Here is a 24,601-nt window from a genome sequence, read left to right on the forward strand (position 1 = left end):
GTGACGCTGTTCGCGCCGACGCGTGAACGTCCATCTGAGGAGGCCGAAGAGTCCGGCGCCAACCCAGAGCACGCCCGGACCCGCCGTCGCCTCCTCCCACCAGAGCGTCCCGCCGAGGGTCAAAACCAGCCCTGCCACCAGGGTGAAGGCCGATATCACGGCAGCACCCGGTGGAGTGATGGGCCTTTGGCGGGCAGGAGTGGCGGTACGCGGCGTTGGTACCTCACTTACGCGAGGATGCCCTCGCCGAAAGGGTCAGGGAGTTCGCGGATGATGGGGTCAGGGCCATCGGTAGGAGAGCATTCGACCTCCTTTTATGCACGCCGTTGTCAGACGGCTGCCGGGAGGTGAGTAGAGGCTTGGGAGAAATGGGAGTGGCCCGTGCTGGGGGCACGGGCCGGAGGGGGATCCGGGGTCAGTTCTTGCCCCAGAGGTAGGTGGCGGCGGCCATGGCCAGGAGGCTGATCCAGCTGGACACGGCGCGGACGGTGTTCCAGGCGGTCCAGCGGCCGGAGTAGTCCTGCCAGATCTTGGCCGCATCGGCGGCGTGCTTGGGGATGTGCACGCCGTCCAGGTCGTTGTTCATGGGGATATTGACGGCGAAGCTGGGGAAGAGGGCGCCGAGGACGTAGACGGCGGCCGCGGCCAGGAACAGGAGGCCGGCGGCCTTCTGGTTCATCGTCATCAGCAGGACGCCGGCGATGGCCGCGAACACGGGCAGCAGCATGAACATGCCGACGAACAGCGGGTTCTGGATGCGCTGGTTGATGGTCTGCATGGCGTCGATCGCCGAGGCGGGCTTCGCGCCGTTCAGGCCCGGCATGACGCCGGTGGAGAAGCCGAAGAAGGTGCCGGCCATTCCGGCGGCCATGATGATCGAAAGGGTGGCCGAGGCGGCCGCGAAAGAGAACTTCATCAGGTCGTCCGATCGTGGGGTTCCGTGGTGCTCTCGAGTCAACCGGTCGGCGTTCCGGTTCGACATCGCTGAGAAGCTCGACCCCATATGCGAGCGTCCACGCATCGGGCGGACTCTAAGGACGCCCTGGATGGTGAGCGGCGGCGTGCTCAGGGGGCGGGGACGACCGTGGGGCGGGGCTGGCCGGCGGGGACGAGGAGGAAGACCTTCGGGGCGAGGCGGTCCATGTCGCCGCCGCGGCCGAAGACAAGGCCGGCGGCGAAGTCGATGAACTGCTTCGCCACGTCGTCGGTCAGGGCCGTCAGGTCCATGACGACGGGGACGCGCTTGTTGCGGAAGAAGTGCCCGACGTGGAGCGCCTCGTTGTAGTCGCGGGGGCGCAATGTCTTCACCATCACCCTGCCAGTCTCCCGGAGCTCCGTGCGGCGTCAAGCGGACAACCGGGGGTTGTGGGACGGGTCGGGCGGTTGTTTGTGGGCGCGGTGGCGGCGGGTGTTGGATCGGCGGCGGACAAGGGGGGGCGCCGTGCTCGGACGGGATTTCGCGTGGCTGTGGCGTGCGTACGCGGTCAGCACGCTGGGGACGTTCCTGGCGCTGGACGCGTTCCCGCTGATCGCGGTGCTGGCGTTGCACGTGGGGCCCGCGCAGGTGTCGATGATCGCCGCGGCGAGCGGGACGGCGGCGGCGCTGCTCGCGGTGCCGCTGGGGCCGTGGATCGAGTTCCAGCACAAGCGGCGGTTGATGGTCCGGGCGGACCTGGTGCGGTTCGCGGTGCTGGTGACGGTGCCGGCCGCGTACGCCTTCGGGGCGTTGACGTACGCGCATCTGCTGGTGGTGGCGGTGGTCGTCGCGCTGGCGGACATCGTGTTCCGGGGGGCGAGCGGGGCGCATCTGAAGGAGCTGGTGCCGCAGCGTCATCTGATGGAGGCGAACGGCCGGTTCGAGACGGTGCAGTGGATGGCGACGGCGGTGGGGCCGCCGGCGGGCGGGGCGCTGATCGGGGTGCTGGGGCCGGTGGTGACGGTGCTGCTGGATGCGGTCAGCTACGTGCTGTCGGCGCTGGGGATCACGAGGATCGCGGCGCCGGAGGCGGAGCCGCCGGAGCGGGCCGGGGGCGCGTCGCGGTGGGCGGAGATCGGTGAGGGGTGGCGGGCGATCGCGGCGGAGCGGGAGCTGCGGCTGCTGTTCGCCAACAGCGTGCTGACCGGGGCGCTCATCATGGCGACGGCTCCGCTGCTGACCTATCTGATGCTGCACGACCTGGGGCTCTCGCCGCTGGAGTACGGGCTGGCGTTCGGGGTGCCGTGCCTCGGCGGGATCCTCGGGGCGCGGGTGTCGCGGCCGCTCGTCAACCGGTACGGGCGGCGCCCGATCATGCTGGTGTTCGGGGTCGGCCGGGCGTTGTGGCTGGTCGGGCTCGCCTTCGTCGGGACGGGGATCGGGGCGCTGCTGCTGGTGATGGCGATGGAGCTGGGGATCATCACCTGCATGGGGGTGTTCAACCCGATCTACGCCACGCGGAGGCTGGAGCTGGTCGAGGCCGGGAAGGTCGCCCGGATGGTCACGGCGTGGACGGTCGGTTCGCGCACCGCCATCGCCGTCCTCACGGCGCTGTGGGGTGTTCTGGGCGGGTTCGTGGGCGTGCGGGCGGCGATCGCGGTCGCGGGGGTGCTGCTCATCGGGGCGTGCGCGTTCCTGCCGTGGCGCCGGGAGCCGTCCGGGGTCACGGGAGACGCGTCGCCCGAGGCCGGGGTCCGCGTCCCGGGGTGACGGGAGGCTCGGTCTCGCGCTGCCAGAGGGTGCGGTAGAGGCCAGGACGGGAGATCAGTTCGGCGTGGGTGCCGCGATCGGCGACGTGGCCCTCGTCGAGGACGATGATCTCGTCGACGGCGTCCAGGCCGGTGAGGCGGTGGGTGACGAGCAGGGTCGTGCGGCCTTCGGTGGCGGTGAGGAGGTCGGCGGTGAGCTCGTCGGCGGTCGCGGTGTCGAGGTGTTCGGCGGGCTCGTCGAGGAGCAGGACGGGGAACCCGGCGAGGAGGGCGCGGGCCAGGGCGATGCGCTGGCGCTGGCCGCCGGACACCTGGGCGCCGTGCTCGCCGACGCGGGTGTCGAGGCCGCGGGGCAGCGACTCGATCCAGCCGAGGAGGCGGGCGCGGCGCAGGGCGTCGCGGATCTCGGCGTCGGTGGCGGCGGGGCGGGCGAGCCGGACGTTCTCGCCGATCGTCGAGTCGAACAGGTGGGCGTCCTGCGCGCACAGGCCGATGACCGTCCGGACGTCGTCGCCGGTCAGCGCGCGCAGGTCGGTGCCGTTGAGGGTCACCGAGCCGGACGCGGGTTCCAGGAACCGGAGCAGGACGGAGGCCAGGGTCGTCTTGCCGGAGCCGGACGGCCCGACGATGGCGCAGCGGCGTCCCGGCGCGAGGCTCAGGGAGATCCCGTCGAGGGCGTAGGGGGCGGTGGGCGTCCATCGGGCGCGGAGGTCCTCGACCTGGAGGGTGTACGGCGCGGCGGGCAGCGGCGACGGGTCGGACGGCTCCTCGACGGGTGGCGGGGCGTCGAGCACCGCGAAGATGCGAGCGGCCGAGCGGCGGACCCGTTCCAGGTGCTGGGCGGCGAGGGGCAGGCCCGCGACGACCTCGAACGCGGCCAGCGGGAGCAGGACGATCACGGCGAGCAGCACCCCGTCGAGCGCGCCGGACCGGACGGCGGGCACGCCCACAGCCATCGATCCCCACACGGCCAGCCCGCCCGCGAGGGCGGAGACGGCCGCGCCGAGGCCGGTGGACGCGGCGGAACGGGCGGTGGCGCGGGTGAAGTCGCGGTCCAGGCGGGCGGCCTCGGCGAGCCGCGCGGGCGCGGCGCCGTAGGCGATGAGCTCGGGGGCGCCCTGGAGGGTGTCGACGACGTGGGACGTGAGGTCGCCGCGCAGGTCGGTGGTGCGGCGTTCGGCGCGGCGCGCCGTCGCGGACGACAGCCAGGGCGCGGCGACACCGGCCAGGAGCAGCGCGAGCAGCAGGATGGCGCCCGCCGACGGGAGCAGGGCCCACGCGAGCCCGACGGACGCGCCGCCGACGACGGCGGCGACCGTGCACGGCAGCAGGACGCGGAGGAAGAGGTCCTGGACGGCGTCGACGTCGGCGACGAGGCGGTTCAGCAGGTCGCCGCCGCGGAAGGCGGGGAGCCCGCCGGGGGCGAGCCGCTCCAGCCGCTCGTACACGCGCGCGCGCAGGTCGGCCAGGATGCGGAAGGTCGCGTCATGGCCGACGAGGCGTTCGGCGTAGCGGAACACGCCGCGGCCGAGCCCGAACGCGCGGACGGCGACGATCGCGACCATCAGCATCAGCACGGGCGGATGCTGGGCGGCGCGGGAGATGAGCCATGCGGAGGTCGCCATGAGGCCGACGCCGCTGCCGAGGGCGAGCACGCCGAACAGGACGGCGAGCAGCAGCCGTCCCCGCGCGGGGCGGGCGAGCCGGATGAGCCGGAGGATCATGCCGCCACCGCCGCGGGCTCGACGGTGACCACCCGGTCGGCGAGGGTGGCGAGGGCCGGGCGGTGCGCGACGAGCAGCACGGTCCGGCCGGTCCTGAGGCGCTCGACGGCGTCGATCACCGCGGCCTCGCTTTCGGCGTCGAGGTTGGAGGTGGGCTCGTCCAGCAGGAGGAGCGGCGCGTCGCGCAGGAACGCGCGGGCGAGGGCGATGCGCTGGCGCTGGCCCGCGGACAGGCCGGCGCCCCGGTCGCCGAGCGCCGTCTCGAAGCCGCCGGGCAGGGCCTCGACGAACTCCAGCGCGTTCGCGGCCTCGGCGGCGGCGCGCACGTCGGCGTCGGGGGCGTCGGGGCGGCCGAGCCGGATGTTGTCGGCGACCGTCCCGGCGAACAGGTAGGGGCGCTGCGGGACCCAGGCGATCCGGTCGCGCCAGGCGTCCGGGGCGAAGCCGGCGACGTCGTCCCAGTCGGCGAGGACGCGCCCCGCGTCCGGCCGGACGAACCCGAGCAGCACCGACAGCACGGTCGACTTCCCCGCGCCGGACGGCCCGACGAGCGCGACGGTCTCGCCGGGGTGGACGGTCAGCGAGAAACCGTCGAGCGCGGGGACGTCGCGTCCGGGGTAGGCGACCGTGACCCCGTCCAGCCGGAGCGTCGCGCGGGACAGGTCCGGGACGTCCGAGCGGGTGCCGGCGGCGGGCGGCGGGGTCTCCAGGACCTCGAAGATCCGGGACGCGGCGGTGAGGCCCTCGACGCTCGCGTGGTACTGCGCGCCGACCTGCCGCAGCGGCAGGTACGCCTCGGGCGCGAGGACCAGGACGAGCAGCGCCGTCTCCAGCCCGAGGCCGCCGTTCACGAGCCGCAGCCCGATCGACACGGCGACGAGCGCGACCGACAGCGTCGACAGCAGCTCGAGCACGAGGGCGGACAGGAACGCGACCCGCAGCGTCGCCATGGTGGCGCGCCGGTGCCGGTCGGTGACCTCGCGGATCCGGTCGGCCTGCGCGCGCGCCCGGCCGAAGATCTTCAGCGTGGGCAGGCCGGCGACGACGTCGAGGAAGTGGGCGGCGAGCACGGACAGCGTCCGCCACTGCCGGTCCATCTTCCGCTGCGTGGTGAGCCCGACGAGGATCGCGAAGACCGGGATGAGCGGCAGCGTCGCGGCGATCGTGACGGCGGACGGCCAGTCGCCGAGCAGGATCCGCAGCCCGACGGCCGCCGGGACGATCACCGCGAGGACGAGCTGCGGCAGGTAGCGGGAGAAGTAGTCGTCGAGGGCGTCGATGCCGCGGGTGGCGAGGGCGGCGAGCTCGCCGCTGCGCTCGCCGGACAGCCAGCGCGGTCCGAGCGCCATCGCGTGGGCGAGAAGCCGGCCGCGCAGCTGCGACTTCACGGCGGCGGACGAGCGGTGCGCGGCGGTCTCCTGCAGCCACGCCACCAGGGCGCGCGCGGCGACGACGGCGAGCAGGAGCAGCATCGGGGTGCGCAGCCCGGTGAGGGTCGCGCCGCCGAGGAACGCCCGGGTGAGCATGTCCGCGAGCAGGGTCGCCTGCGCGATGATCAGCGCGGCGGTGGCGGTGCCGAGCGCCACGGACGACAGCAGGAAGATCCGGGTGGTCCGGGCGTAGCGCAGCAGCCGCGGGTCGAGGGGCTTCACCGCACCGGCTCCGGCTTCTTCTTCGGCGCGGCCGGGATGTGCGCGGTGCCGATCCGCTTGCGGAACACCCAGTACGTCCACCCCTGGTAGATCATCACGATCGGGGTGAACGCGGCGGCGACCCACGTCATGATCTTCAGGGTGTAGTCGCTGGACGCGGCGTTGTCCGTCGTCAGGGTGCCCGACGCGAGGGTGGACGGCATCACGTCCGGGAACAGCGCGGTGAACAGGGTGGCGACGGCGAGCACGATGGCGGCGCCGGTGCCGATGAACGCCCAGCCCTCGCGCCCGCGCCGGTTCGCGGCGGCGGCGAGCAGCAGCCCGGCGGCGGCGCCCCCGGCGGTCAGCCAGGTCACCGGCTTGCCGTGCTGGAGCTGGGTGATCAGCAGGAAGCTCCCGCCGACGGCGATCGCGGCGACGACCGCGATCTCCGCGACGCGGCGCGCCCGGAACCGGATCTCGCCGGACGTCTTCAGCGCGAGGAACACCGCCCCGTGCAGGACGAACAGGACCGTCGTGGTGAGGCCGCCGAGCAGCGCGAACGGGTTCAGCAGGTCGAGCAGCGTCCCGCTGAACTCGTGCGAGGCGTCCAGCGGCACACCCCGGACGATGTTCGAGAACGCGACGCCCCACAGGAACGCGGGCAGCAGGCTGCCCCAGAAGATCGCCCGGTCCCAGCGGGCCCGCCAGCGCGCGTCGTCCCGCTTGCCGCGGTACTCGAACGCGACACCGCGGACGATCAGCGAGAGCAGGATCGCGAGCAGCGGCAGGTAGAAGCCGCTGAACAGGGTGGCGTACCACTCGGGGAACGCGGCGAAGGTGGCGGCGCCGGCGACGATGAACCACACCTCGTTGCCGTCCCAGACGGGCCCGATGGTGTTGATGACGACGCGGCGCTCGACGTCGTCGCGGCCGAGGACGGGCAGCAGCATCCCGACGCCGAAGTCGAAGCCTTCGAGGAAGAAGTAGCTCGTCCACAGGAAGGCGATGATGACGAACCAGACGGTGGTGAGTTCCATGGCCGGATCCCTTGGTAGGCGGGCTCGGTAGGCGGGCTCAGTAGGCGAACGCGAGCGAGCGCTCGGCGTCGGCGTCGTCGGAGTCGTCGCCGGACGGCGGGGGCAGCACCTCGTCCTCCGTGGGCGGCCCGGCCTTGGCGTACTTGAGCATCAGCCCGACCTCGATGACCAGGAGGACGCCGTACAGCGCGGTCAGCGAGACGACGGAGATGAGCATCGACGTCGGCGACACCCCGGGCGAGACGCTCGCGGAGGTCTTGAGCACGCCGAACACCGACCAGGGCTGCCGTCCGGTCTCGGTGAAGATCCATCCGGCGGAGTTGCCGATGAACGGGAGCGTCAGCGACAGCACGCCGGCGCGGTACACCCAGCGGTTGGACGGCAGCCGCCCGCGCCGCAGCAGCCACAGCCCGGCGAGCGAGACGAGCGCGGTGAGGATCCCGACGCCGGCCATGACGCGGAAGTTCCAGTAGGCGACGGGGACGGCGGGCCGGTAGTTGCCGGGCCCGAAGCGGGCCTCCTCGGCGGCCTGGACGTCGTTGATGCCCTTGACCTCGCCGTCGAAGCTGCCGGTGGCGAGGAACGACAGGACGCGCGGCACCTTGATCCCGAAGACCTCCCGGTGGCCGTCGGGCGTGCCGATGGTGAGGACGGAGAACGAGGCGGGCCGCTCGGTCTCGTAGAGGGCCTCGGCGGCGGCCATCTTCATCGGCTGCTGCTCGGTCATGACCTTGCCCTGGAGGTCCCCGGTGATCGCGACGCCGATGGAGGCGACGGCGGTGACGGCGAGCGCGACCTTCAGCGACGGGCGGAAGACCTCGATGTTCTTGCGGCGGGCGAGGTGCCAGGCGCTGACGCCCGCCATGAACAGGCCGCCGGTGACGAACGCCGCGGTGATCGTGTGCGGGAACGAGACGAGCTGGGTGGAGTTGGTGAGGACGGCCCAGAAGTCGGTGAGGCGGGCGCGTCCGGTCGCGTGGTCGATCCGGTAGCCGACGGGGTGCTGCATCCACGAGTTGGCGGCCAGGATGAAGTACGCCGACAGCAGGGTGCCGATGTGGACGAGCCAGATGCAGGCGTTGTGCAGCCGGCGGTCGAGCCGGTCCCAGCCGAAGATCCACAGGCCGAGGAAGGTCGACTCGACGAAGAACGCGAGGAGGCCCTCGATGGCGAGCGGGGCGCCGAAGATGTCGCCGACGAAGCGGGAGTAGTCACTCCAGTTCATCCCGAACTGGAACTCCTGCACGATGCCGGTGACGATCCCCATCGCGAAGTTGATCAGGAAGAGCTTCCCCCAGAACTTCGTGGCGCGCAGGTACTGCGTCCTGCCGGTCCGCAGCCACGCCGTCTCCAGGCCCGCGACCAGGGCGGACAGTCCGATGGTGAGCGGGACGAACAGGAAGTGGTAGACGGTGGTGATCCCGAACTGCCACCGTGCGATGTCGACCGAGTCCATGGGCGGGCGCCTCTCCGGCTCATCTACTACGAGCTGTAGTACTACGTCCTGTAAGAAATACTACGGCCTGTAGTACTACGAGTCGTCGTAACGTCGCTCACACGGCGCCCGCCCGCGCACGCGCCTAGACTCGCGCGCATGGAGCCGAGGGATGCCACCCGCATGATCCTTACCGAGTCCGCCGCGCACCCGGAGCTGCTCCGGGTCAGCCGGCAGGCGCACGACGCGCTGGCCGCGGGACGGCCGGTGCCGTACACGGAGCTGAGCTGGATGCTCAGGGAGGCGGCCCGCAAGAACGTCTACCCGGCCGTCCGCGCCCGGTACGGCGCCGACGCGTTCGACGGGATGGTCGTCGCGCTCGGCCGCGAGATCGACCGGCAGGCGCCGGTCGTCCGCCGCTAGCGGCGCGGCTTCGGGTGGCCCGACTCCAGGTAGTCCTCGGGACGGGCCGTGGGCGGCCGCGGCCGCTCGCGCGACCGGTCCGCCAGCGCGTTCAGCCACAGCAGCGCGACGGCCGAGACGACGGCGAGCCCGGTCCAGTTCAGGATCGTGATGAGGTGGTCCTGCGCGCCGGTGGCGCGCGGCAGGTAGCCGCGGTCCAGCAGGTGGAACTGCCACGGCGTCCCGGTCAGGTAGAGCGTCACGGCGATCGCGAGGCCGTGCATCGAGTCCCACAGCCCGTGCAGGACGGACACGCCCGCGTAGGCCAGCACGACCGGCCCCGTGACATGCCAGCGCGTGCGGGACGCCGCGAACAGCACGCCCCCGATGATCGCCGTCCACAGGCCGTGGCCCAGCGGCGACAGCAGCCCGCGCAGGATCTCCGTCTCGACCATCGAGCGGACGCTGATGCCCTGCACGGTGAACAGCGCGTTGAACGCGTACCCCGCCGACTCGAACGCGGCGAACCCGAACCCTACAGTCGCGCCGAGGACGAGGCCGTCCCGCAGTGTGCGCGCGCGGAGGTGCCGTGCGACGTAGAGCAGCGCCGCCACCTTGACGGCCTCCTCGATGAATCCCACGCCGAAGTACCGCCACAGCGACGGATGCAGCAGGTAGCGCTCCAGCAGCGACGCGCCGAGCACGCCGAGGACGCCGCCGACGACGAACGCGCGGAACAGCAGCGGGACGGTGACCTCTCCGGACGTCCCGTGCTCGTAGGCCCACACCACGAACGTCACCGGGACGAGGAAGCTGCCCAGCAGGACGATCGTCGGCAGCAGGTTCGCGTTCGCGGTGACCACGGTGACGAGGACGGACGCGGCCCACAGCGCGAGACCCGCCCAGAACACCCGCAGCCAGGGCTTCGGCGGACCCGCCGTGCTCGTCGTCGGTCGCACATCGTCTCCTTCCGCGACGAGTCGCTACCCGGCGTCGTCGGCGGCGAACCGGAAGGTGGCGATCCTCATACGCCCTGTGCGCGCGCCTCTCCGCGCCGTGCCCGGCTCAGGAGGCGGCGGTGGCGCGGAAGGTGCGGCGGTAGGCGGACGGCGAGGTCCGCATGGCGCGCCCGAAATGGTGCCGGAAGGTCACCGGGCTCTCGAAGCCGACCGCCGCGCCGATCTCCTCGATCGGCACCGTGCCGTCCTCCAGCAGCGGCAGCGCGGCCATGATCCGCTGCGTGACGACCCAGCGCAGCGGGCTGGTCCCGGTCTGCCGGTTGAAGTGCCGGATGAAGGTGCGGGGCGCGAGGTGCGCCTCCCGCGCCATCCGCGCGACGGTGATCGGCTCGGCGAGGTGGTCGAGCGCCCACCGCATGCTCCGCGCGACCGGGTCGTCCTCGGCGGGCGGGGTGACGGCGGCCTCGACGAACTGCGCCTGCCCGCCCTCCCGGTGCGGCGGGACCACCAGGCGGCGCGCGACCGCGTTGGCGACCCGGGCGCCGTGGTCCTTGCGGACCAGGTGCAGGCACATGTCGAGCCCGGCGGCGCTGCCCGCGCCGGTGAGGACGTCGTCGCCGTCCACGTACAGCACATCGGGGGTCACGCGGACGTCCGGGTAGCGACGCTGCAGCAGGTCCGCGTACCGCCAGTGCGTCGTGGCCTGGCGTCCGTCCAGGAGGCCGGCGGCGGCCAGTGCGAACGCGCCGGAGCAGATGGACACGACGCGTGCGCCGCGCGCGTGCGCCTTCCGCAGCGCCGCGACGACCTCGGGCGCGGGTTCGCCGCGGACGTCCGGGACGGCGACGACCATCACCGTGTCGGCGGACGCGAACGCGTCCAGGTCGTGCTCGGCGGTCATCGTGAACCCGCCGACGGCGCGCATCGGGCCGCGCTCCAGCGAGCAGACCCGCAGGTCGTACCAGGGGACGTCGAGTTCGGGACGGGGCAGGCCGAACACCTCGACGACGGAGCCGAGCTCGAACGGCGCCATGCCGTCGAACGCCAGCACCGAGACGGTGTGCCGGCGGGCGGGAGCGGCGAGGCGCATGGCGGCCGGAGCAGCGGGGTGCATGGCGGCGGGAGCGGCGGGGTGCATGGCGGCGGGGGCGGCGAGGCGCATGGCGCGATATTAGCGATACCCGGCATTCATGCCACTCCCGGACACCAGGTCCTCGGCCCGAGGATCGAGGCATCCGAGCAGAACGCCCGGAAGGAGCAGAAGGAGCCGCCGATGAGCGCCGTCAACGCCGTGCCCGCCGCCCGCCCCGACGAGGCGCGCCGGCACTTCGCCGCCCGCCTCGCCTTCGAGACCGACGCCTCCGACGTGGCCGCCGACCTCGCCGCCGGGACGCCCGGGATCGTCGTCGTCGACACCCGCAGCGCCGAGAGCTGGGCCCAAGGGCACGTGGACGGCGCCGTTCACCTGCCGACCGCGGAAATCGCGGCGCGCGCCGCCGCGTTGGTCCCTGAGGGCGCGACCGTGGTCGTCTACTGCTGGGGACCGGGCTGCAACGGCGCGCAGAAGGCCGCCCTGGAGTTCGCGAAGCTCGGCCGTCCGGTCAAGGAGATGATCGGCGGGTTCGAGTACTGGGCGCGCGAGGGATACCCCGTCGCGACCGCCTCCGGCGCCGTCACCCGCCGGTCCCCGGACCCCCTCACGGCGCCCGTCACGGGCATCTCCTGCGCATGCTGAGGCGGCCGGGGCGAATGTTCCGCCCGGGACGGGGCATAAGGAGGCACCCGGCCGACGTTAGACTCTAGGAATCATTCTTCGGCGCCCAGATGGCGCCAGGCTCGTCCTTGTAGCCCACCGATCGCGTTTCCGGCGATCACAGCGTGGTGCCTCCCGAGACGTGCCCCCCTCTCGGAAGGTAATGCGTGACCACAGCTGCTGCTGCACAGAACCCGTCCGCCGACCTGCCGGCCGCGCCCGAGGGCGTGACCGCGGACGACGAGCGTGTTCCCACCTTCGCCGAGCTCGGCCTCCCGGCCGCGCTGGTGTCCGCCCTGGCCCGCCAGGGCATCGAGGCCCCGTTCCCGATCCAGGCCGCCGCGATCCCCGACGTCATGGCGGGACGCGACGTCCTCGGCCGCGGTAAGACGGGCTCCGGCAAGACCCTCGCCTTCGGCCTGCCGCTGCTCGCCCGCCTGGCGGGCCGCCGCGCCGCGCCGAAGCGCCCGCTCGCGCTCATCCTCGTCCCGACCCGCGAGCTGGCCCAGCAGGTGCAGACCAACCTGGAGCCGCTCGGCCGCGGCCTCGGGCTGAAGTTCAAGACCGTCATCGGCCAGACGTCGATGTTCAAGCAGATCGACGCGCTGCGCCGCGGCGTCGAGGTCCTCGTCGCCACCCCCGGCCGGCTCAAGGACCTGATGCGGCAGGGCGCCTGCGACCTGTCCGACATCGAGATCGCGGTGCTGGACGAGGCCGACCACATGGCCGACATGGGCTTCCTGCCCGACGTCACCGACATCCTCGACGCCGCCAAGCCCGGCGGGCAGCGGCTGCTGTTCTCCGCGACCCTCGACAAGGACGTGGACGTCCTCGTCAAGCGGTACCTGAACGACCCGGTGACGCACGCGATCGGCCCGGTGGACGAGTCCGTCGACACGATGGAGCACCACCTGCTGCTGGTGGCGCCCAAGGAGAAGGGCGCGATCACCGCCGAGATCGCCAACCGCGAGGGCCGGACGATCCTGTTCGCCCGCACCAAGCACGGCGTCGACCGGCTCGCCAAGCAGCTCACGCAGGTCGGCGTCCGCGCGGCGGGCCTGCACGGCGGCAAGAGCCAGGGCCTGCGCACCCGCACGCTCGCCGAGTTCCGCGAGGGCTCGATCAGCGTGCTGGTCGCCACGGACGTCGCCGCCCGCGGCATCCACGTCGACGACGTGTCGCTCGTCATGCACGTCGACCCGCCGGCCGACCACAAGGACTACATGCACCGCGCGGGCCGCACCGCCCGCGCCGGCGAGCGCGGCACCGTCGTCACGCTCGTCCTGCCGCACCAGGTCCGGTCCACGTCCGCGATGACCCGCCGCGCCGGCATCAACGCGCCGCGCGTCCGGGTGACCAGCGGCGACTCCGAGCTGGTGAAGCTGACCGGGGCGCGCGTCCCGTCCGGCATCCCGATCGAGGAGCCGCTCATCCCGGAGCGGCCGCGCCGCGAGGGCGGCCGGGGCGGCCGTCCGGGCGGGCGCCGCGGCGGGCGCGGCTTCGGCGGCGGCCGCGGCGGGCGCTCGTTCGACCGGCAGGACGGCGGGCAGCGCTCCGAGGGCCGCAGTGGCGAGGGCTCGTACGAGCCGCGCCGCGAGGGCGGCGGGTTCGGCGAGCACCGCGGCTCGTACGCGGGCGGTGAGCGCCGCGGCGGCGGTCCCCGGTCCGCGGGCGGCTCGCACGGCGGCCGCCGCTCTTACGGGGGCGGTGGCGGCAAGCGCCGCGACGGCGGAGACCGCCGCGCCGCCCGCTACAACTGATCCGAAACGCGCGGAAGCCCCGTCCGGAGGACCGGACGGGGCTTCGGCCTGCATGACGGCTCAGATCCGGCTGATGACCAGGCGGGCGACTTCGGCGAACTTGCGGCCGGGCACGACCTTGGGGGCGCTGAAGATCACGGTTCGGGTCTGCCCGTAGGACTTCTTGCCGGCCGCGATCAGGCCGACGCCGCCGTCGGTGATGTAGAACACCGCGGCGGACCCGATGCCGGGCACCCTCCGCGTCTTGACGTGGGCGGCGTTGGCTATGGCGTTGATGGACTTCTGCGGGGTGAACGCGCGGGTGCTGCTGGTGGTGACGACCAGCGCGAAGGGCTTGGCCGTCTTGGTGCCGTAGATGCACTCGTGGTCACCGTCGGAGATCTTCGGGGTGGCCGTGATCGCCGTCCGGCTGGAGGAGCCGCCGAGCAGCGTCTTCAGTTCGGCGGCGGTCAGCAGCGCGCACGCGGAAGTGATCTTCGCGACCGGGCGGAGCGAGCGGATCGCGCCGGGACGGCGGGACGCGCCCGCACCGGCGCTCGCGGTCGGTGAGGCGGAGGCCGGGCTCTTCGCCGCGTCCGGCGTGTCAGGGGTTCCCTGCCCGCAGGCGGTCAGCGAGGCGGCGGCCACGAGCAGCGGCGCGAATAGCACCTTAAGAGACATAGCGGACAGGGTAATGAATTTCGGTCGGGCATCCGGCGCTGAAAGGGACTCATTTCCCGGGCCCTATTCGCCGCGCCAGGACGGACCACGCATGCGCGCCGGAGCCGTCGGCTCCGGTCAGCCGGCTTCCTCGCGGAGCTTGTCCTGGAGGAGCTGGAGGCCCTCCAGGCCGTCGACGGAGAGGGCGGCGAGCTCGTCCAGCGACATCAGCGGGCTGTTGCGCAGCGGCGGCTGCCAGCCGTTCTCCGCGTCGTAGCTGCGCAGCACCTTGGCGGGCACGCCGCCGATGACCGCATGGTCGGGGAACTCGCCGCGGACGACCGCGCCGCCCGCCACGGCGACGTTCCGGCCGAGCCGCGTCCCGGGCAGGATGATCGCGCCGGTGCCGATCCAGCAGCCGTCGCCGATCACCACCGGGTTGTTCTCCGGCCACTGCCGGCCAATGGGCATCGCGACGTCGCCGTAGGTGTGGTTCTGGTCGGTGATGTAGACGTTCGGGCCCGTGAAGACGTCGTTGCCGATCTCGATGGACTGGTGCCCGACGATGTGCGTGCCGCGGCCGAGCGAGCAGCTCGACCCGATCTTCACGATGACGTCCGGGCCGAGGTCGAGCCCGGGGACGAAGCCCGCCGAGATCGTCACGTGCGTGCCGACGAGCGTGTGGTCGCCGATCGAGATCCACGGCTCGCCGTAGATCGCGCCGACCGGGAAGCCGATGCAGGCGCCCTCGCCGAGGTAGGCGAAGCGGCGCCGGCCCGGCGTGTGCGGGGTGATCTCGCCCTGCCGCTGGATCCACTGCCAGCCGGCGTGCACCGCCGTGTGCAGCCCGCGGCGGGCCCGGTCCCTGGCCCGGCCGGCCAGACGCTGCGCCATGGAGCGCGGATTCGGCGACATGGCGTTCACCGTACCGGTTGGTAGGAAACGGTGGAACGCGAGGACCGCATGACGTGCGGACCGCATGAGGCGGGGCCCGGCCGGCGGTCCGGCACGGGCCCCGCGCTCGCGCGGACGGGCGGACGGTCAGTGCGAGTGGACCTGGCCGTCGACGTCGGACCCGGAGACCGTCATCGAGTCGGCCGACACGGCCTCCCCGTTCTCCCCGGAACCCCCGGCCATGTCGCGCATGGCGTCGCGCTTGGTCAGCACGATGCCGGCCATCCCGGCGGCCGCCACCACGCCCATCATCGCCATCATGGCGCCGCGCCGCGGCTTGGCCTTCGGCGGCTCCACCCGCTGGGCGACGTCGCCGAGGAACGCGCTCACCCGCGGGGCGAGCCCGGTCTCCACGTACTGGGCCGCCATCCGCAGCCGCGGCGCGCTCCAGCCGCGCACGACCATCAGCTGGTCCTGGGCGGCCGGCATCATCCGCTCCGCCATGGCGGAGGCGCCCTCCTGGGCGCGTCCGGCGCCCTGGCGGGCCGCTTCCTGGACGCGGCTCAGCCGCCTGAGCATCTCGTCCTGCGGCTTCTGGCGGATACTAATCATTAGGGACACGCTAACCTCCCTGTTTGCGAGGTCCTGTCAGGCAGCCTTCCCGAGAGCCGGAAGGTAAACCCGTCGCGCGCGATCGGCCGATCACGGACGGTGACGGATCCGGTCCTGGCCGGGACCCGAGGAACGCACGGAAAATCCACTTCACGAGGAGGCGGCCAGCGTGGCCAACGAGACCTTCGCGACGCTCACCACGTCGCTCGGCAAGATCGTGATCCAGCTGTACCCGGAGCAGGCGCCGGAGACGGTGGCGAACTTCACCGAGCTGGCGGAGGGCAAGCGCGTCTGGACGGACCCGAGCACCGGGGCCAAGTCCGAGGCGCCGCTGTACAACGGCACGATCTTCCACCGCGTCATCCCGGGCTTCATGATCCAGGGCGGTGACCCGCTGGGCACCGGCACCGGCGGCCCGGGCTACAAGTTCAAGGACGAGTTCCACCCGGACCTGAAGTTCAACAAGCCGTACCTGCTGGCGATGGCGAACGCCGGGCCCGGCACCAACGGCTCGCAGTTCTTCATCACCACCGACAACATCGGGCAGGTGCAGCACCTGACCGGCCGCCACACCATCTTCGGCAAGGTCGTCGAGGGCACCGACGTGGTCGACCGGATCAGCACCGTCCCGACCGGCAGGATGGACCGCCCCCAGGAGGACGTCGTCATCGAATCGGTGACGATCGAGCGGCGTTAGTCGTTTCCCTGGGTGAGACCCAGCGCCGGGTGACATCCCGCCACGGCCCGACGGAGACCGGATGAGCACAGAACAAAGTCCCGCGCCCGAGACCTCGGTGCCGACCTGCTACCGGCATCCGGGGCGGGAGAGCCATGTCCGCTGCACGCGGTGCGACCGCTACATCTGCCCCGACTGCATGCGGGACGCGGCGGTGGGGCACCAGTGCGTCGAGTGCGTCGCCGGCGGGAACCGCGGCGGGCGCAGCACCGCCCCGCGAACGGTGCTGGGCGCGCGCGGCCCGGTGTCGACGGTCCCCGTCGTCACGTACACGCTGATCGGCCTGTGCATCGCGGTGTACCTCGCCGAGCTGGCGTCGATGCGCGTCGTCACGGACTTCATGATGCTGGGCCGGTGGGTGCAGCCGGACGGGGAGGTCATCGGGGTCGCCGGGGGGCAGTGGTACCGGCTGGTCACGACGATGTTCCTGCACGAGCGCGGGGGGTCGTTCGGCTTCACCCACATCCTGTTCAACATGTGGGCGCTGTACGCGGTGGGGCCGGCGCTGGAGCAGGTCCTCGGCCGGTGGCGCTACCTGGCGCTGTACCTGCTGTCGGGGCTGGGCGGCTCGGTGCTGCTGTACCTGGTCGACCCGAGCGGCGCGGCGGTGGGGGCGTCCGGGGCCATCTTCGGCCTGTTCGGGGCGTACTTCGTGATCGGCCGCCGGCTGGGCGCGCCCGCCGGCCCGATCCTGTTCCTGCTGGTGATCAACCTGGCGATCACCTTCTCGGTGAAGGGGATCTCCTGGGAGGGGCACGTCGGCGGGCTCGTCGTCGGCGCGCTGATCGCGCTGGCGTACGCGTACGCGCCGGCGGCGCAGCGGCGGCTGCTCCACATCGGGATGCCTGCGGTCACGTTCGTGGCGCTGGCGGTCCTGGTGACGGTCAAGACGCTGGCGCTGACCTGACGGCCGCAGGACGGCCACCGGGCGCGCGGAAGCCGCCCGTGCCCCTCGGGGGTGCGGGCGGCTCTTCCGTGGACGGCCCCGGGGCTCCGAAGACCGTTCGGTACCCGGCCTGTGGAAAACCTGGGGAAAGACCCGGCCAGGGATCCCCAGCCTGTGGATAACTTTCGTGGATTCGTGCGCCGCGAAAGCGGGTATCCAGTCCGGATCAGCGCCAGCGCGTCGACAGCACCACGCCCAGGATGATCGCCACGAAGCCGATCCCCAGGTTCCAGTTGTGCAGGTCGGACATGAACGGCACGTTCGTGCCGGTGCTGGCCGTCACGTAGAAGACCGCGATCCAGGCCAGGCCGATCAGCCACAGCGCGACCATCGTCGGGACCAGCCAGCGCGGGCTGACCTCCGGCGCCTTCGACTTCTGCGGGGGCGTGTAAACGGCCTTCTTGCGCACTTTGGACTTGGCCACGGTGGGATCGATCTCCTCGAGCGCCCGGCGGCCGGAGCGCCGGACCGCGCATGGGTGGTTTGTCGGTTAGCGTAGTCGCTGGTGAGCACTGTCTGATGAGCAGTTCTGGATGATGAGGGTACGGCGTTCGGCGTGGGGAAGCATCATCCCAGCTCTGACGCTCCTCGCGGGGACCCTGTTCGCGGCGAGCGCGAGCACGGCCCGCGGCACCAGCCTGCGCGACGAGGGCCGCACCCGCGTCACCGACCTCATCGGCGACGAGCAGCGCGACAACCGCCGTGAACGCGCCGACTACCGGCGGCTGCGCCGCGACGTCGACGCCCTCTCCCGCGCCGCCGGCCGCACCGACGCCCGCGTGAAGCAGGCCCAGGGCGACGCCGACCGGCTCGCCCCCGCCGCCGGCTTCACCGCCTACACCGGCCCCGCCGTCCGGGTGTCCCTGGACGACGCGCCGCAGCCGTCCGGCGGCCTCCCGTCCGGCGTCCGCCCCGACGACCTCGTCGTCCACCAGAGCGACGTCCAGGCCGTCGTCAACGCGCTCTGGGCCGGCGGCGCCCGCGCCATGCAGATCATGGACCAGCGGGTGATCGCCACCAGCGCCGTCCGGTGCGTCGGCAACACCCTCATCCTCCAGGGCGTCGTCTACTCGCCGCCCTTCCGGATCACCGCCGCCGGCGACCCCGCCCGCCTGCACGCCGCCCTCGCCGCGTCCCGCGACATCGCGATCTACCGCAAGTACGTCCGCGCCTACGGGCTCGGCTACTCCGTGCGCACGCTCGCGCGCGCCGTCCTTCCCGCCTACACCGGCAACGTGACCATGAAGCACGCTACGGTGCCGACGGAGGCGCCGCGAGGCGCCCACTGAGCCTCGGGAGGGGGACGCGCGGTGCGGTTGGTGATCCGTGGCCTCGGCGAGCTGTGCATCACCGCCGGCGTCATCGTGATGCTGTTCGTCACTTACGAGCTGTGGGGCACCGGCCAGTACACCAGCGCCCAGCAGGACCGGCTCGGCAAGCAGCTGCTGAAGTCCTGGCAGGCGCCCAAGGTCACCACCGAGAAGGTCCGGCTCGGCAACGGCCTCGCCATGATCCGCATCCCGAAGTTCGGCAAGAAGTACCACTACGTGATCATCGAGGGCGTCGGCGTCTCCGACCTGCGCAAGGGCCCCGGCCACTACCCCGGCACCGCGCTGCCCGGCCAGGTCGGCAACTTCGTCGTCTCCGGCCACCGGACGACCTACTCTGCGCCCTTCAACAAGCTCGGCGAGCTCGACCGCGGCGACGAGATCCTCATCGACACCCGCGACGGCCAGTACGTCTACAAGGTCACCGACCGCAGGATCGTCAAGCCCACCGAGGTCGACGTCACCGCCCCGGTCCCGTTCCACCCCGGCCGCCGGCCCACCGACCGGATGATCACCCTCACCACCTGCCACCCGAAGTACTCCGCCGCCAAGCGGATGATCATCTTCGGTGAGCTGACGTCCGCCGTGACCCGCGTCAAGCCCGGCGCCCCGTCCACCGCCGCCGGAAGGTAGGAGACACCGTGTACGCCTGGATCTGGCGCCACCTCCCCGGCACCTGGCCCGCCAAGACCGGCATCGCCCTGGCCCTGGTCGCCGTCGTCGCCGCCGTCCTCTGGTGGGGCGTCTTCCCCTGGCTCGAACCCAAGGTCCAACTCGACCACGGCGTCGTGGACGGCACCCCCACCCCCACCAGCACCACCCCCGCGAAACCCGGCTGAGTTCACTCCAGGGCCCGTGACGTCAGGCCGCTGACCTGCGAAGACGGGCGCGTGCCGGATTCATGAGAAAAATTCGGTTGAAACCCGTAACGTCTGAGACGCCCCACACGAAGACCTATCGAGGGCTTCCGCCATTGCCCCCGAGTGGCGGAAGCCCTCCTTTTTGTCTGCAGGGCCCTTGGCGTCAGGCCGCTAGACGGCCTTCCTTCGGCGGGCCCTGCGGCGATCGCTGCATCGCTCCGACTCGCCCGGGGGGCTCGCTGCGCGATCAGATTCTCGCTTCGCTCGAATCTGGCTTCGCACGCGATCGCAACGTTCCGGTCGTCGTCGGCTCGGCTTACGGACGATCATCTACTGCCCTGCGATGGTCCGAGCTCCCCTGCTGATCCCGTTGCATCACCGGGGACGTTGAAGGGCCCGCCCCGGTGGGGGCGGGCCCTTCAACGTGTGCGGGTGGGGGCGGTCAGTTGCCGAAGCCCGGGAACTGCGGGACCCCGGTGGTCGGGGAACCCGTCGGGTTCGGGGGCTGCGTCGGCTGCTGCGCCACGAAGATCGTCACCGTGTCGCCGGGCGCCACCGTCGCGTCCTGGCCGGGCGACTGGTCGTAGACGAAGCCGGTCGCGACCTGCTTGTCCGGCGGCGGCGCGCCCTCCTGCACCTTGCACTTCAGGCCGAGGCTCTCCAGCTTGGCGCAGGCGGCCCGCTTGCTGCTGTTGAACAGCGCCGGGACCTTCAGGTTGCTCGGGCCGTTCGAGATGACGACGGTCACCGTCGAGTGCGGCTTCACCTGCGAGCCGGCCGTCGGGTCGGTGCTGATCACGCTGAGCCGCGGGACGCTGTCGCTCGTCTGCACCGATTTCTCGACCTTGAAGCCCTTCTCCTCCAGCATGTTCTTCGCCACGGAGTACGGCTTGCCGGTCACGTCCGGCACCTCGACCTTCGGCACCGGCTTCGGTCCCTTGGAGACCAGGAGGACGACCGACGCGCCCTTGTCCAGGCTGGAGCCCGGCTTCGGCGTCGAGGTGATGACGGAGCCCCTGTCGACGTCGTCGCTGTAGTCGGTCTGCGGCGTGCCGACCTTGAAGCCGAGCTTGGTGAGCTGCGCCGACGCGGTCTTCGCGTCCTGGTTCACGATCGACGTCGGGATGGCGACCTTGTCGTTCCCGCCGTCACCGCCGCCGCCGCTCATCATCCAGCCGATCAGCGCGGCGCCGCCGATGAAGACCACGGCGAGCGCGATCCACAGCGCCGCCTTCTTGCCGCCGCCGCGGTGCTCGGGATCCTCGTCGTAGTGGACGGGCGGCAGGTTGTAGCCGTCGTCCACCGGCCGCTGCACCTGCGTGTGCGCACCGCCGCCGGGGTAGCCGCCCATGACCTGCGTGCCCTGCGGCTGCCCGCTCATGAGCATGGTGGACGCCGCCGTCGACGCCACCGGCTGGCCCTGCAGGACGCGCTGGATCTCCTGACGGAACTCCGTCGCGTTCTGGTAGCGGTGGTCGGGGTCCTTCGCCATCGCCTTCAGGACGATCGCGTCCGCCCACTGCGGGATGTTCGGATCGACCTGCGACGGCGGGACCGGCTCCTCCCGGACATGCTGGTAGGCGATCGCCACCGGGGAGTCGCCCGTGAACGGGGGGCGGCCGGTGAGCAGCTCGTACAGCACGCAGCCGGTCGAGTAGATGTCGCTGCGGGCGTCGACGCGCTTGGCCTGCGCCTGCTCCGGCGACAGGTACTGCGCGGTGCCGATCACCTGCGCGGTCTGCGTCATCGTGGACGCCGAGTCGGCCATCGCCCGGGCGATGCCGAAGTCCATGACCTTGACCTCGTGCTGCCGGGTGAGCATCACGTTGGCCGGCTTGATGTCGCGGTGGACGATCCCGCCGCGGTGGCTGTAGTCCAGCGCGCGCAGGATGCCGTCGGTGATCTCCAGCGCCTTCTCCGGCAGCAGCGCGCGGTTCTCCCGCAGCAGGTCGCGCAGCGTGCTGCCGTCGACGTACTCCATCACGATGTAGGGGATCGGGGTGTCACCGATCATGTCCTCGCCGGTGTCGTACACCGCGATGACGGAGGGGTGGTTCAGCGACGCGGCGGACTGCGCCTCGCGCCGGAACCGGGCCTGGAACGTGGGGTCGCGCGCCAGGTCGGAGCGCAGGGTCTTGATCGCGACCACGCGATCCAATCGCAGGTCACGAGCACGGTAGACCTCGGCCATGCCGCCGCGCCCGATCACCGTGTCGAGCTCGTAGCGGCCGCCGAGCAGCCGAGGTTGACTCATATGTGCACTTTCCCTCGTACGTCTACACCTTGTTGTCCGAACTTAGCTCCCCGCTCTGCGTGGGCGAGGGATCCGGGCTCGGAGTTGACGGAGTCGTGGTGCTCGCCGTCGGTGTCGGTGTTGGCTCAGGGGCGGTGGGAGTCGCCCGGGACGGTTTCGTGGTCGGCTTGTGCGGAGGAGACGCGGTGCGGCTCCGTGGCGCTGACGGACGGATCCTATGCGTCCGGTGCGGCCGGGTGACAGCCGGTGTGGGGGTCGGTGTCCGGTCCGCGGACGGTCTGCCGGGAGCGGTGGCCGGATCGTCGACGCTGTCACCGCCGACCGGGCTCATGACCGGGGCCCGCGGCGCGTCCCGCCGGTCGCGGGCCGCACCCGACGCGCCCTTCCACAGCGAGCCGACGACGATGGCTCCCACCACCAGCAGCACGGCTGCGACCGAGGTGAACGCCAGTACCGTGCGCCGTTGCCCGGTCACTGTCCCGGTGGTGAGGTTATCCTCCGCACCGTCTGCGTCAAATCCCGACAAAGCGGATGCGTGGGAGTCCGTCCGCTCGGGGCCGGCCGCCGTGCGCAGCGGCGCCGCCAGCGGATCGACGACCGTCGGGCGCTCCGCGCCGGCCCGGCCGTCCCGCGCCCGGCGGCCCGTGCTCAGCGAGCGGCGGATCGCCAGGGCCCGGTCCGCGACCGCGGCCGCCCCGTCCGGACGGTCCGCCGGGTCCTTCGCCAGCATCTCCATGATCAGCGCGCGCACCGGCTCCGGCACCCGCGCCGGCAGCGCCGGGGGCGCGTCCCGGACGTGCTTGAGCGCCACCTCCACCGGCGTCTGCCCGTCGAACGGCGGCACCCCGGCCAGGCACTCGTAGGCCACCACGCCCAGCGAGTACAGGTCCGCGGCGGTGGTGATCCCGCTCGCCGACGCCTGCTCCGGCGAGATGTAGTGCGCCGTCCCCATGACCATCCCGGTCGCGGTCTGCGACGCCGCCGCCAGCCGCCGGGCGATCCCGAAGTCGGTGATCTTCAGGGTGCCGTCCGGCGACACCATCAGGTTCGCCGGCTTGACGTCCCGGTGCACGATCCCCGCCTCGTGCGCCACGGCGAGGGCGCGGCCCGCCTGGACGAGCAGGTCCAGCACGGCCTCCACCGGCAGCCCGCCGTCGCGGACGAGGATCTCGTCCAGGGGCTCGCCCGGGACCAGCTCCATCACCAGGAACGTCCGGCCGTTCTGCTCGCCGTAGTCGAACGCCTGCGCGATCCCCGTGTGCTGCAAGCCCGCCGCGAACTGCGCCTCCGACTCGAACCGGGCCCGCGCCGACACGTCCCCGCCGAGCTCCAGCCGCAGCAGCTTCACCGCCACCGGGCGGCCCAGCGACTCGTCCCGGGCCCGCCAGACCTCGCCCATCCCGCCGGTGGCCAGCCGCTCCAGCAGCCGGTACCGGTGGTTCAGGACGAGGCCCGCGCTCACTTCTTCAACACCTGGCGCATGATCGCCGCGGCGATCGGGCCCGCGCCGGTCGCACCGAAGCCGCTGCCCTCGGTCATCACCGCGAACCCGTACCGCGGGTTGTCCGCCGGGGCGAACCCGACGAACCAGCGCGCGTTCGGGATGCCGGGGCCCTGCTCCGCCGTACCGGTCTTACCGGCGACGTTCGAGCCCTGCAGGTTCTTCGCGGTGCCCGCCTGGACCACGGCGCGCATCATGTCCTCGAACTGGGACGCCTGGTCGCTCGACAGCGGCTGGCTGTACTCCTTCGGCGAGGCGGCGTAGAGCTCGCTCTGGTCCTTCGCGCGGACGGTGTTGACGACGTAGGGGTTCATCAGCTTGCCGTGGTTCACGATCGCCGCCGCGACCATCGCCATCTGCAGCGGGGTGGCCCGCACGTTCTCCTGCCCGATACCGGACCGCGCCGTCGCGTCCTGGCCGGTGTGCTGCTGCTTGCCGTCGGCGTCGGTGTAGTTCACCGGCACGTCGCTCTCCGCGGCGGGCATCATCGGCTCGAGCTTCACCGACTTGCCGAACCCGTACTCGGCGGCGCCCCGGTTCAGCCGCTCGATGCCGAGCTGGAGGGCCAGCCGCCCGAACGAGGTGTTGCAGGACTCGGCGTACGCGCCCTTCAGCGGCGCCCGGCCGCCGCAGGAGCCGCTGTCGCTGTCGTTCGGCAGGTTCGTGCCGGACTCCGGCAGGGTCAGCGGCGAGGTGTCGACCACGGTCTGGTCGTTCATCCCGAGCTGGTTCATCGCGGCCGTCGCCGTCACCGTCTTGAACGTCGACCCCGGCGGGAAGGTCTGGCTCAGCGCGTTGTCGTTCAGCGGCCGGATCACGCCGCTGCCCTTGTCCAGCTGCTCCAGCCGCTTGACGCCCTTGTCGCCGGTCTGCGGCGCCACCTCGTTCGGGTCGAAGGACGGCCACGACGCCGCCACCTGGACGGCGCCGGTCTTGGCGTCGATGACCACGGCGCCGCCGCGGCGGCCGGGCGCCGTCTGCGCCTTCAGCTGCGCGTACGCGGTCCGCTGCGCCTGCGGGTTGATCGTCAGCTCGACGTTCCCGCCCTCCGGCTTCTTGCCGATGAACGTGTCGAACCAGTGCTGGCTGGCGATCCGCTTGTCCTTGCCGGCGAGCAGCGAGTTGTAGGCCTTCTCGACCTGCGTGGCGTTCCCGTTGAAGTACCCGGTGATCGGCGCGAAGACCGGCCCGTCCTTGTAGGTCCGGCCGTACTTCGGGTTGTCCTTGCCCGTCGGCGTGGACGTCACCAGCACCTCGCCGCCCGCCGAGATCTGCCCGCGCGGCGAGTTGAACACGTCCTGGTACTGCCGTGCGTTGTGCGGGTCGGTGCGCAGGCTCTCCGCCTCGCTGCCCTGGACGTAGTTCACCTGCGCCATCAGCCCGAAGAACAGCAACAGCGCGAAGACGGCCACCCACCGGATCGGCTTGTCCATGTTCATGGA

At 72.1% G+C, this 24,601-nt stretch carries 24 protein-coding genes; 9 read left to right on the plus strand and 15 right to left on the minus strand.

Translation table 11 applies throughout. The features are described from left to right. Window positions 1-415 precede the first annotated feature (415 nt). On the minus strand, window positions 416-916 hold the full coding sequence (locus ABT299_RS03870; RefSeq protein ID WP_190857722.1) for an anthrone oxygenase family protein: 501 nt from the start codon (window positions 914-916) through the stop codon (window positions 416-418). Window positions 917-1,065: 149 nt separating this feature from the next. Then, the gene (locus ABT299_RS03875) at window positions 1,066-1,311 is read right to left on the minus strand and encodes a cell division protein SepF (protein ID WP_241755702.1); all 246 of its coding nucleotides are present in this window, start codon (window positions 1,309-1,311) and stop codon (window positions 1,066-1,068) included. A gap of 130 nt (window positions 1,312-1,441) precedes the next feature. Here ABT299_RS03875 and ABT299_RS03880 point away from each other — a divergent pair, with 130 nt between their 5' ends. Further along, window positions 1,442-2,686 (plus strand): MFS transporter, encoded by a 1,245-nt coding sequence (locus ABT299_RS03880; protein WP_500249672.1) that lies wholly within the window; start codon window positions 1,442-1,444, stop codon window positions 2,684-2,686. Here the strand turns inward: ABT299_RS03880 and cydC are convergent. From cydC to ABT299_RS03900, 4 genes are read right to left on the minus strand one after another with little or no spacing between them, the layout of a single operon-like run. Continuing rightward, window positions 2,640-4,409: a thiol reductant ABC exporter subunit CydC gene (cydC, locus tag ABT299_RS03885; protein WP_500249673.1), complete on the minus strand. Its 1,770-nt coding sequence runs from the start codon at window positions 4,407-4,409 to the stop codon at window positions 2,640-2,642. The two genes, ABT299_RS03880 and cydC, sit on opposite strands and share 47 nt — an antisense overlap. Beyond that, complete coding sequence (gene cydD / locus ABT299_RS03890) at window positions 4,406-6,061, minus strand: thiol reductant ABC exporter subunit CydD (RefSeq protein ID WP_500249674.1); 1,656 nt, start codon at window positions 6,059-6,061, stop codon at window positions 4,406-4,408. Before cydD ends, cydC begins: the two co-directional genes overlap by 4 nt. Continuing rightward, a complete protein-coding gene (gene cydB, locus ABT299_RS03895) occupies window positions 6,058-7,080 on the minus strand; it encodes a cytochrome d ubiquinol oxidase subunit II (RefSeq protein ID WP_500249675.1) in 1,023 nt (340 codons plus the stop codon). Before cydB ends, cydD begins: the two co-directional genes overlap by 4 nt. A gap of 37 nt (window positions 7,081-7,117) precedes the next feature. Further along, complete coding sequence (locus ABT299_RS03900; protein WP_190857731.1) at window positions 7,118-8,536, minus strand: cytochrome ubiquinol oxidase subunit I; 1,419 nt, start codon at window positions 8,534-8,536, stop codon at window positions 7,118-7,120. Window positions 8,537-8,674: 138 nt separating this feature from the next. On the opposite strand from ABT299_RS03900, the gene ABT299_RS03905 reads away from it, so the two are divergent. Continuing rightward, window positions 8,675-8,938, plus strand: a complete 264-nt coding sequence (locus tag ABT299_RS03905; protein ID WP_500249676.1) for a hypothetical protein — start codon at window positions 8,675-8,677, stop codon at window positions 8,936-8,938. Here ABT299_RS03905 and ABT299_RS03910 read toward each other — a convergent pair. Next, window positions 8,935-9,876, minus strand: a complete 942-nt coding sequence (locus tag ABT299_RS03910; RefSeq protein WP_387025828.1) for a PrsW family intramembrane metalloprotease — start codon at window positions 9,874-9,876, stop codon at window positions 8,935-8,937. The two genes, ABT299_RS03905 and ABT299_RS03910, sit on opposite strands and share 4 nt — an antisense overlap. 106 nt (window positions 9,877-9,982) lie before the next feature. Further along, complete coding sequence (locus ABT299_RS03915; RefSeq protein ID WP_500249722.1) at window positions 9,983-10,966, minus strand: helix-turn-helix domain-containing protein; 984 nt, start codon at window positions 10,964-10,966, stop codon at window positions 9,983-9,985. Between the two features lie 183 nt (window positions 10,967-11,149). Between ABT299_RS03915 and ABT299_RS03920 the strand changes: the two genes are divergently transcribed. Beyond that, window positions 11,150-11,611, plus strand: a complete 462-nt coding sequence (locus tag ABT299_RS03920; protein WP_500249677.1) for a rhodanese-like domain-containing protein — start codon at window positions 11,150-11,152, stop codon at window positions 11,609-11,611. Window positions 11,612-11,856: 245 nt separating this feature from the next. Continuing rightward, window positions 11,857-13,389 carry a DEAD/DEAH box helicase gene (locus ABT299_RS03925; protein WP_500249723.1) on the plus strand — a complete coding sequence of 511 codons (1,533 nt, stop codon included), beginning with the start codon at window positions 11,857-11,859 and terminating at the stop codon, window positions 13,387-13,389. A gap of 60 nt (window positions 13,390-13,449) precedes the next feature. Here the strand turns inward: ABT299_RS03925 and ABT299_RS03930 are convergent, their stop codons facing one another. The 3 genes from ABT299_RS03930 to ABT299_RS03940 form a co-directional block, all read right to left on the minus strand. Next, a complete protein-coding gene (locus ABT299_RS03930; protein WP_190857740.1) occupies window positions 13,450-14,049 on the minus strand; it encodes a DUF3558 domain-containing protein in 600 nt (199 codons plus the stop codon). A 117-nt stretch (window positions 14,050-14,166) separates the two neighbouring features. Next, window positions 14,167-14,943 carry an acyltransferase gene (locus ABT299_RS03935; protein WP_190857742.1) on the minus strand — a complete coding sequence of 259 codons (777 nt, stop codon included), beginning with the start codon at window positions 14,941-14,943 and terminating at the stop codon, window positions 14,167-14,169. A gap of 126 nt (window positions 14,944-15,069) precedes the next feature. Further along, entirely contained in the window at window positions 15,070-15,534 is a 465-nt protein-coding gene (locus ABT299_RS03940; protein ID WP_190857745.1) for a hypothetical protein, read from the minus strand. A 169-nt stretch (window positions 15,535-15,703) separates the two neighbouring features. Between ABT299_RS03940 and ABT299_RS03945 the strand changes: the two genes are divergently transcribed. Both ABT299_RS03945 and ABT299_RS03950 read left to right on the plus strand, forming a co-directional pair. Continuing rightward, complete coding sequence (locus ABT299_RS03945; protein WP_190857747.1) at window positions 15,704-16,231, plus strand: peptidylprolyl isomerase; 528 nt, start codon at window positions 15,704-15,706, stop codon at window positions 16,229-16,231. Window positions 16,232-16,292: 61 nt separating this feature from the next. After that, window positions 16,293-17,177 carry a rhomboid family intramembrane serine protease gene (locus ABT299_RS03950; RefSeq protein ID WP_190857749.1) on the plus strand — a complete coding sequence of 295 codons (885 nt, stop codon included), beginning with the start codon at window positions 16,293-16,295 and terminating at the stop codon, window positions 17,175-17,177. A gap of 205 nt (window positions 17,178-17,382) precedes the next feature. Here the strand turns inward: ABT299_RS03950 and ABT299_RS03955 are convergent, their stop codons facing one another. Beyond that, window positions 17,383-17,640, minus strand: a complete 258-nt coding sequence (locus ABT299_RS03955; RefSeq protein ID WP_151541695.1) for a cell division protein CrgA — start codon at window positions 17,638-17,640, stop codon at window positions 17,383-17,385. Between the two features lie 109 nt (window positions 17,641-17,749). Here ABT299_RS03955 and ABT299_RS03960 point away from each other — a divergent pair, with 109 nt between their 5' ends. The 3 genes from ABT299_RS03960 to ABT299_RS03970 are packed head-to-tail and all read left to right on the plus strand — an operon-like array spanning window position 17,750 to window position 19,383. Beyond that, window positions 17,750-18,505, plus strand: a complete 756-nt coding sequence (locus ABT299_RS03960) for a DUF881 domain-containing protein (RefSeq protein WP_433144535.1) — start codon at window positions 17,750-17,752, stop codon at window positions 18,503-18,505. Window positions 18,506-18,526: 21 nt separating this feature from the next. After that, a complete protein-coding gene (locus ABT299_RS03965; RefSeq protein WP_387025841.1) occupies window positions 18,527-19,177 on the plus strand; it encodes a class E sortase in 651 nt (216 codons plus the stop codon). Between the two features lie 8 nt (window positions 19,178-19,185). Continuing rightward, window positions 19,186-19,383 carry a hypothetical protein gene (locus ABT299_RS03970; protein ID WP_190857752.1) on the plus strand — a complete coding sequence of 66 codons (198 nt, stop codon included), beginning with the start codon at window positions 19,186-19,188 and terminating at the stop codon, window positions 19,381-19,383. Between the two features lie 463 nt (window positions 19,384-19,846). Here ABT299_RS03970 and pknB read toward each other — a convergent pair whose 3' ends face one another. From pknB to ABT299_RS03985, 3 genes are read right to left on the minus strand one after another with little or no spacing between them, the layout of a single operon-like run. Next, entirely contained in the window at window positions 19,847-21,658 is a 1,812-nt protein-coding gene (pknB, locus tag ABT299_RS03975; protein WP_190857754.1) for a Stk1 family PASTA domain-containing Ser/Thr kinase, read from the minus strand. A gap of 22 nt (window positions 21,659-21,680) precedes the next feature. Next, window positions 21,681-23,120, minus strand: coding sequence for a serine/threonine-protein kinase (locus tag ABT299_RS03980; protein ID WP_387025844.1), 1,440 nt, complete (start codon window positions 23,118-23,120; stop codon window positions 21,681-21,683). After that, on the minus strand, window positions 23,117-24,598 hold the full coding sequence (locus ABT299_RS03985) for a peptidoglycan D,D-transpeptidase FtsI family protein (protein WP_500249678.1): 1,482 nt from the start codon (window positions 24,596-24,598) through the stop codon (window positions 23,117-23,119). The genes ABT299_RS03980 and ABT299_RS03985 overlap by 4 nt, the downstream gene beginning before the upstream one ends. Between the last annotated feature and the right edge of the window lie 3 nt (window positions 24,599-24,601).

This window comes from Spirillospora sp. NPDC000708, from assembly GCF_040299565.1.
Lineage (GTDB): Bacteria > Actinomycetota > Actinomycetes > Streptosporangiales > Streptosporangiaceae > Spirillospora.